Below are 8132 nucleotides of genomic sequence, written 5' to 3'. Positions count from 1 at the left end.
AGTCGGTTTGTCTTTTTTACAGATTTTAAAATTGCCTCATTATCCATAGGCTTTACTGTTCTAAGATCTATGATCTCACAGCTGATCCCTTCTTTTTCTAATTCTTCAGCGGCTTTATAAGCTTCTTTAATGATCTTTCCAAAAGAAACGATGGTGACATCGGTTCCTTCTCGTTTGATCTCGGCCACACCAAGGGGAATCGTAAATTCTCCTTCGGGAACTTCTCCCTTGTCTCCGTACATCTGTTCGGATTCCATAAAGATCACCGGATCATCATCGCGTATAGCCGATTTTAGTAAGCCTTTGGCATCTTTTGGATTAGAGGGTACCACCACCTTTAAGCCAGGGCAATTGGCATACCAACTTTCAAAGGCCTGTGAATGCGTTGCCGCGAGTTGGCCCGCAGAGGCTGTCGGACCTCTGAATACGATAGGACAATTAAACTGGCCCCCAGACATTTGCCTGATCTTTGCCGCGTTATTTATGATCTGATCTATCCCAACCAAGGCAAAATTGAAGGTCATGAATTCTATAATAGGTCTGTTTCCAATCATGGCAGATCCTACGCCAATTCCAGAAAAGCCTAATTCAGATATAGGGGTGTCTATCACACGCTCCGGACCAAATTCATCTAACATTCCTTTAGATGCCTTATAAGCTCCATTGTATTCTGCAACTTCCTCCCCCATCAGATAGATGGTATCATCATTTCTCATCTCCTCCGACATTGCTTCTACTATGGCCTCCCGAAATTGTAATGTCTTCATATACTCTTTATTCTCTGCGTTCGTACTAATCAAAATGCGAACAAAAATAGGAAATAATCCTTCAAAATGACGGTATCAAACAGTAAAATCAAATTAAAATTTTATTATGCATGCATAGTATTTTTGAATTTTATTAGCTATCTTTACGGCTGTATTTATCATTAAAAAAATTGTGACCGCTTATGAAAATATTAGTTTGTATCAGTAATGTTCCGGATACGACCTCCAAGATCAACTTTACCCAGGATAATTCTCAGTTTGATACTACAGGAGTGCAGTTTGTGATCAATCCCAACGATGAATTTGGCCTAACCCGGGCCATGTGGTTTAAAGAAAAACAAGGCGCCACAGTCCACGTAGCTACCGTTGGAGGTGCCAACGTAGAACCCACTATGCGCAAGGCCCTGGCTATTGGTGCAGACGAGGCCATACGCGTTAATGCTGAGCCCACAGACGGTTTTTTTGTCGCCCAACAACTTGCGGAAGTTATAAAGAATGGGGATTACTCGCTGGTTATTGCCGGCAGAGAATCTATTGATTACAATGGCGGAATGGTCCCGGGGATGATAGCTGCCTTGCTTAATATGAACTTTGTCAACACCTGCATAGGTTTAGAGGTTGATGGGGAAAAAGCAACCGCCACACGTGAAATAGACGGGGGGAAAGAGACGCTTGCCACTTCACTTCCTTTGATCATAGGTGGTCAAAAAGGTCTTGTAGAAGAGAGTGATCTGCGAATTCCAAACATGAGAGGTATCATGATGGCCCGGCAGAAAAAGCTCAATGTTGTTGAGCCTGTTGCTGCCACCCATGCCACTTCAGACAAAAACTTTGACAAGCCAGCTCCAAAGGGCGCTGTGAAACTAATTGATCCGGAGAACATCCAGGAACTTGTGGATTTACTCCATAACGAAGCAAAAGTTATTTAATAATACATCCCATATAAAAAGAAAGCATCTACCTATGTCAGTACTCGTATATACCGAATCCGAAAACGGAAAATTTAAAAAGAATGCCCTTGAAGCCGCATCTTATGCCTATAAAGTTGCGCAGCAACTTACTACCACGGTAACTGCCGTGAGCTTTAACGTAGCAGATACATCCACTCTTGCCGCCTATGGGGTGAGCAAGGTTCTGAAGATAACTAATGACCCCCTTAAAACTTTTAATGCCAATGCCTATGCAAAGGCCCTGGTTGCTGCGGTTCAAAAGGAAGATATCAAAGTGATCATTCTGAGTTCAAGTACAGACTCCAAATATTTAGCAGGCCTGCTTGCGGGAATGTTACAAGCTGGCTATGCTCCTAACGTAGTGGCAGCACCAGATAGCGTGCAACCCCTGGTGGTAAAGCGAACGGCTTTTAGCAACAAAGGCTTTGCCCATACCGAGATCAATACCGATATTAAGATCATTGGGGTATCCAATAATGCCTATGGAGTTCACGAAAACAAGGCTACCCTAAGTGAAGAAGCCTTTAGTCCCTCATTAGACGATGCCGCTTTTTCTACTAAATCCGTGAATATAGACAAGGTAGTAGGAGAAGTGACCATTGCCGATGCAGACATAGTTGTTTCTGCGGGAAGAGGATTAAAAGGCCCCGAGAACTGGGGAATGATCGAAGAATTAGCGGGTGTCCTGGGTGCGGCCACTGCCTGCTCAAAACCCGTAAGTGATATGGGATGGCGGTCGCACGGAGAACACGTGGGACAAACGGGTAAACCGGTAGCCAGCAACCTTTATATCGCCATAGGTATCTCTGGAGCCATTCAGCACCTGGCCGGAGTAAGCGCCTCCAAAGTAAAAGTGGTGATCAATACAGATCCGGAAGCACCCTTCTTTAAAGCGGCAGATTATGGGATCGTTGGCGATGCCTTTGTCGTAGTCCCGAAACTCATCGAAAAATTAAAGGAATTTAAGGCTCAGAACGCCTAATTTTTGTTAATTTGTGCCCCTGAGGGCTGTTTAAATACCTAGGACATTCCTTTTATTTTAACAGCCCTTTTTGGTATTTGTGTGATTATGAGTCTAGTTCGTTTAAAAATAAAAGGAATCTCTTACAGTCAAACCCAGAATGGGGCCTATGCCCTTATTTTAAATGAGGTAGACGGAGACAGAAAGCTACCCATTGTCATAGGTGCTTTTGAGGCTCAATCTATTGCCATTGCCCTGGAAAAAGAAATAAAACCTCCGCGCCCACTTACACACGACCTATTTAAGAATTTTTCAGATCGGTTCGACATTGTGATCAAGCAGGTTATTATTCATAAACTGGTAGATGGGGTATTTTACTCCAGTATAATTTGTGAGCGGGAAAAGGTGGAAGAGATCATTGATGCCCGCACTTCCGATGCCATTGCCCTGGCATTGCGCTTTAATGCGCCTATTTTTACCTATAAGACCATTTTGGATAAGGCAGGGATCTTTCTCAAGTTTTCATCCAAAGAAAAGGACAAGGAAGAAATAGATGATAGTATAGTAGTTGATGAGATCTTACAAGAGGGAGAGACTGTAGAGATAGATCCCGGGTCTGCAGCTCCCTACAAGGAATTAAGCCTGGATGAACTCCACAAAGAACTAGACAAGGCTGTTGCCAGCGAGGACTATGAAAAAGCAGCCAGGTTAAGGGATGAAATATCTAAACGAAAATGATCATCTAGCCCACTATACATGAAGCCAGGATCTTGGATGCTTATCTTTTTCTTAATGTTCTTCTTCCGTGGTTTAGGTCAGGATATCCCTACGGATACCGTTCTTCAAGATTCTATTGTAAATGTAGCTCACAGCGCTTCCAGTTTTTCGGAAATAGACAGTAATAGTCCTATCATTGGTAACCAGGGATTTTCCATAAATAGTCTTTGGCGAGGTATTTTGGGAATGCTCGTCCTTATTTTTATCTCCTTTATTTTTTCGGCGAACAGAAAAGCCATCAATTGGAAAACGGCTGGGATAGGCTTGTCCATTCAATTGGTCCTAGCCATCGGTATCCTAAAGGTCCCCGCCATACAATGGTTCTTTAATAAATTAGGGCAATTCTTTAATGAGATCCTGAAATATACCCTGGCTGGCAGCGAGTTTATTTTCGGTGGACTCCTAAATTTAGACAATCCCAATATCGGATATATTTTTGCCTTTCAGATCCTCCCCACTATCATTTTCTTTTCGGCTTTAACATCTGTACTTTACTATTTAGGGGTTATTCAAAAGATCGTAAAGGGCCTTGCCTGGTTACTTACCAGATTTTTGGGCATATCAGGTGCTGAAAGCCTTAGTGTTTCCGGCAATATTTTCCTGGGCCAAACCGAAGCACCTTTATTGATAAAGGCCTATTTAGAAAAAATGAACCGCTCTGAGATCTTACTGGTTATGATAGGCGGTATGGCAACCGTAGCAGGCGGTGTACTTGCCGCTTACATAGGCTTCCTTGGGGGAAATGACGAACAATTACGACTAGAATTTGCACGGCACCTTATTGCGGCTTCGGTCATGGCGGCCCCAGGCGCCATAGTGGTCTCCAAGATCCTTTATCCACAAACAGAACCTGTGAATAAGGAGATACAGGTATCTACCGAAAAGATAGGATCTAATATTCTGGATGCAATCGCCAATGGCACTACAGAGGGATTAAAATTAGCAGTGAACGTTGGGGCCATGTTGTTGGTCTTTGTAGCCTTTATAGCCATGTTAAACGGTATTTTAGGCTGGGTAGGAGATATTACAACCTTAAATACCTGGATCAGTGCCAATTCTGCCTATCCACAATTGTCCCTTGAGGCGGTGTTAGGGGTCCTTTTCGCCCCTTTGATGTGGCTCATTGGCGTAAATACTCAAGACATTCTGTTGATGGGGCAGTTACTTGGGGTGAAGCTGGCAGCCAGTGAATTCATTGGTTATATTCAACTCGCCGAACTGAAGGATTACAGCAGCGGGGTTCATTTTACTTATAATAAATCCATCATCATGGCCACTTATATGCTTTGTGGTTTTGCCAATTTTGCTTCCATAGGTATACAAATAGGCGGTATTGGCTCCCTGGCACCCGGTCAGCGTAAAACACTTTCTGAGTTTGGTTTGAAAGCTGTTTTGGGAGGCACCCTGGCTTCTCTTTTATCGGCTACTATTGCGGGGATGATACTGGGATAGGTGGTACCGCTGCGCAGTTGTCTTACCGTTGATAAGTTTTCAAAAGATAGGGATTACTATGTGTTTCAAAAGCACTCATTTTTTTAATTTTACCTCAGCCTAAATAAGATTTATACGCATCGCATATGAAACAATATCACGACCTTTTAAAGCATGTATTAGAACACGGCAACGTTAAAAGTGACCGCACGGGTACGGGGACCATTTCTGTTTTTGGCTACCAGATGCGTTTTGATCTGAGTGAGGGTTTCCCTATGGTGACCACCAAAAAATTGCATTTAAAGTCAATTGTTCACGAATTACTGTGGTTCCTGAAAGGAGACACCAATGTTGAATACTTGCAGGAGAACGGGGTGCGGATATGGAATGAATGGGCCAATGAGGAAGGAGATTTGGGACCGGTGTACGGATATCAATGGCGCAATTGGAATGGCGATGGCATAGATCAGATAAAGGAACTTATTACGACCTTAAAGAGCAATCCGGATAGCAGGCGCATGTTGGTAGCTGCCTGGAACCCCAGTGTCTTACCAGATTCTTCCAAGACCTTTGCAGAAAACGTAGCTGATGGCAAAGCGGCCCTTCCCCCTTGCCACGCCTTCTTTCAATTCTATGTAGCAAATGGCAAACTTTCTTGTCAGCTATATCAGAGAAGCGCCGATATATTTTTAGGAGTTCCTTTTAACATTGCTTCCTACGCCCTATTCACCATGATGGTCGCCCAGGTTTGCGGATATGAGCCGGGAGAGTTTATTCACACCTTTGGGGATGCCCATATCTACAACAACCATATGGAGCAGATAGAGTTGCAACTTAGTCGCACCCCCAGACCATTACCAAAAATGGTCTTAAACCCCGAAGTGACCGATATCTTTGATTTTAAGTTTGAAGATTTTACACTTCTTGACTACGACCCTCATCCGCATATTAAAGGAATGGTGGCTATTTAAAATCTCGCTATGAGAAAGTTGTTATTCGGTTTTTGTACCCTACTTTCCATCAACCTTATATTTGCTCAACATAAAGACTCAGACATTTATTATCCCCTCGAACAGATCGCGATAGCGGATTGTGATCAGGCAGGTGATAAGCACAAATGTATAACCGAAGTCCTCGGAAACGCCCTTAGGAACGTCGTCAATACCGAATTGAGAAAGTCTGAGATCCGGGTAGATACGCTGAGTATCTCTATCGGCTTCAGTCTTGATAAAAAAGGGCGACTGGATAAATTTCCCGTATACATTCAAATCGATAGTGGAACACCTAGGAACGACCTGTATTCCGCGGTAAATGACTTAATCAACAGATTACCCCGTTTTGATGTGTCCAATAGAAAACCTAAAGGCTACCGATCTCTGCATGAATTTGAATTCCTGTTCTCAATAGACAAGGACGACTTCCCTCCAGTAGTGACCTCGGTGATCTCAGAAAAAGAATACCAAGGAGGGGTGATTGTAGAAATACCTGAGTTTCCGGGCTGTGAGAACCTTACCTATCAGGAAACTGCAGATTGTTTTACAAAAAAAATGCAGCAGCATATCGCCCGGAATTTTAAATACCCCGATGAAGCACTCAAAAACAAAATACAAGGAAAGGTATTTGTCCTTTTTACCATTAATGAAAAAGGTACGATTGAAAATATCAGAACCAGGGAAGGCGTTGGCATTCTCCAGGCTGAGGCAGTTCGTATTGTAGAGTTATTGCCACCCTTTAAACCCGCTCTAAAAGACGGCCTTCCAACCCGCATACCTTTTACAATCCCTATTACATTTAAATTGGAATAGTATGTCATTATTTTGAAAGACCTGTTTCTTTTTCTTTTGTATTTTTTGTCCTAACTTGACTTTTCTTGGTTTATTTCCATCACAACGGCAAGACGGGAATAAAAAAATCCGGAACTTTTTACAAAGTCCCGGATCTTAATTTTTTTTCTGCTCTGATTACAATTCCAATACAGCGTTTTCTGCACCGGCAAAGTCGTTCCACTGATAACGATCTGCTTCTGTTTCGTTTACATAGTCACCGTCTACCAAATAACGGAACTCGTAAGAATTCTCTTTTGGAAGATCGAAGGTACCCTTGAAGGTACCATTCTTTAATTTTTTCAACATGCTTCCTTTTGGATTCCAGTTGTTAAAGTCGCCTACTACAGCTACTTTTTTAGCATCTTCTGCAGGAACTGTAAATGTTACTTTTACTACAGGTTTTGTTTTCAAATATTGTTTAGCAATTGCCATCTTAATCGGTTTTAAAATTCACCACAAAATTATAACATTAAGCACCTCATTTACAATGATTAACGAATTATTATCATATTCATAATAATAGCCTAACAAATAATTGACATTGGCAATTTTACATCCTCACTTTTTATAACTAGATAAGGAACCGGGGGCAGATTTCAATATTTCCGCAATCTCATCTATCTCATTCTCCGTATTATAGAGGTGAAAACTGAGTCGGATTCCCCCACCCCGTTGAGAACAGCATATATTTTCGTTCTCCAAATAGGTATACAGGGCATCACCACCGGAGATATTGAAAATAGATCCGTGATCCTTCCGCTTTACTATAGAATCGTTTAAGAGTCCAAGCCCGCCTAAGGTCTCTTTTGCTTTTTGCATCAGCCTTCTGTTATGTGCCTCAATCTTTTGAATATCCCACTCCATAAGTTTCTTTATGGAAAAAGAGAGGCTGCCAAAGCACAGACTATCTAGGTGGCCCGGCTCTAAACGTTTAGCCAGACGGATTGAATCCTTTCCCTCAAATTGTGCATTTACGGCATTAAAGCCCGTGGATTTAAGCGATAAATGTTCTGACATCCTATCTGAGAATAGCATCAACCCATTCCCAGTTCCGCCCAACAGCCATTTATACCCGCTGGCCCCCAAAATATCCAGACCTGAGACATCAAAATTAATGTTGAATGCCCCACAAAATTGGGTGCCGTCTGCTATCATCAATAATTCAGGGTATTGTTCTCTGAGGTGTTTTATAAAATCCAGGTCTATTTTGATCCCATTTTGCCATTGTACCAGGCTAAATGCGAATACCTGAATATTTCCCTGGCTTAGTGCGGTCTCAATGTTTTCTTCAAGATGATCGTCTATTTTTGCGTAGCTGATCGGGAAACCTCTGCTCTCAAAAGGCCAGTTGACTGAAGGATAATCTGTGTTTAATAACAAGACCCTGTATTCTTTAGGCATTCCTTCCAATACCAGATTA

General features: G+C 42.4%; 9 protein-coding genes. 6 read left to right on the top strand and 3 right to left on the bottom strand.

The window, feature by feature from the left end:
• A partial coding sequence (locus WBM49_RS07330) for an alpha-ketoacid dehydrogenase subunit beta (protein ID WP_424371407.1) occupies positions 1-767 on the bottom strand: 767 nt, incomplete at its 3' end.
• Between the two features lie 182 nt (positions 768-949).
• Between WBM49_RS07330 and WBM49_RS07325 the strand changes: the two genes are divergently transcribed.
• The 6 genes from WBM49_RS07325 (at position 950) to WBM49_RS07300 (ending at position 6691) form a co-directional block, all read left to right on the top strand.
• A complete protein-coding gene (locus WBM49_RS07325; RefSeq protein WP_424371406.1) occupies positions 950-1696 on the top strand; it encodes an electron transfer flavoprotein subunit beta/FixA family protein in 747 nt (248 codons plus the stop codon).
• A 34-nt stretch (positions 1697-1730) separates the two neighbouring features.
• On the top strand, positions 1731-2699 hold the full coding sequence (locus WBM49_RS07320) for an electron transfer flavoprotein subunit alpha/FixB family protein (protein WP_424371405.1): 969 nt from the start codon (positions 1731-1733) through the stop codon (positions 2697-2699).
• 87 nt (positions 2700-2786) lie between these two features.
• Positions 2787-3416 (top strand): bifunctional nuclease domain-containing protein, encoded by a 630-nt coding sequence (locus tag WBM49_RS07315; protein ID WP_424371404.1) that lies wholly within the window; start codon positions 2787-2789, stop codon positions 3414-3416.
• Positions 3417-3434: 18 nt separating this feature from the next.
• Positions 3435-4907 carry a NupC/NupG family nucleoside CNT transporter gene (locus WBM49_RS07310; RefSeq protein WP_424371403.1) on the top strand — a complete coding sequence of 491 codons (1473 nt, stop codon included), beginning with the start codon at positions 3435-3437 and terminating at the stop codon, positions 4905-4907.
• 125 nt (positions 4908-5032) lie between these two features.
• The gene (locus WBM49_RS07305; protein WP_424371402.1) at positions 5033-5857 is read left to right on the top strand and encodes a thymidylate synthase; all 825 of its coding nucleotides are present in this window, start codon (positions 5033-5035) and stop codon (positions 5855-5857) included.
• 9 nt (positions 5858-5866) lie between these two features.
• Positions 5867-6691 carry an energy transducer TonB gene (locus tag WBM49_RS07300; RefSeq protein ID WP_424371401.1) on the top strand — a complete coding sequence of 275 codons (825 nt, stop codon included), beginning with the start codon at positions 5867-5869 and terminating at the stop codon, positions 6689-6691.
• 156 nt (positions 6692-6847) lie between these two features.
• Here WBM49_RS07300 and WBM49_RS07295 read toward each other — a convergent pair whose 3' ends face one another.
• On the bottom strand, positions 6848-7144 hold the full coding sequence (locus WBM49_RS07295) for an isoamylase early set domain-containing protein (RefSeq protein ID WP_424371400.1): 297 nt from the start codon (positions 7142-7144) through the stop codon (positions 6848-6850).
• 126 nt (positions 7145-7270) lie between these two features.
• Positions 7271-8132, bottom strand: an 862-nt coding sequence (locus WBM49_RS07290; protein WP_424371399.1) for an aminotransferase class V-fold PLP-dependent enzyme, incomplete at its 5' end; no start/stop codon positions are given.

Source organism: Muriicola sp. (assembly GCF_049669965.1).
Lineage (GTDB): Bacteria > Bacteroidota > Bacteroidia > Flavobacteriales > Flavobacteriaceae > Muriicola.
The sequence above is the reverse complement of the archived record's forward strand: the minus strand, read 5'-3'. Positions and strand labels throughout refer to the sequence as shown.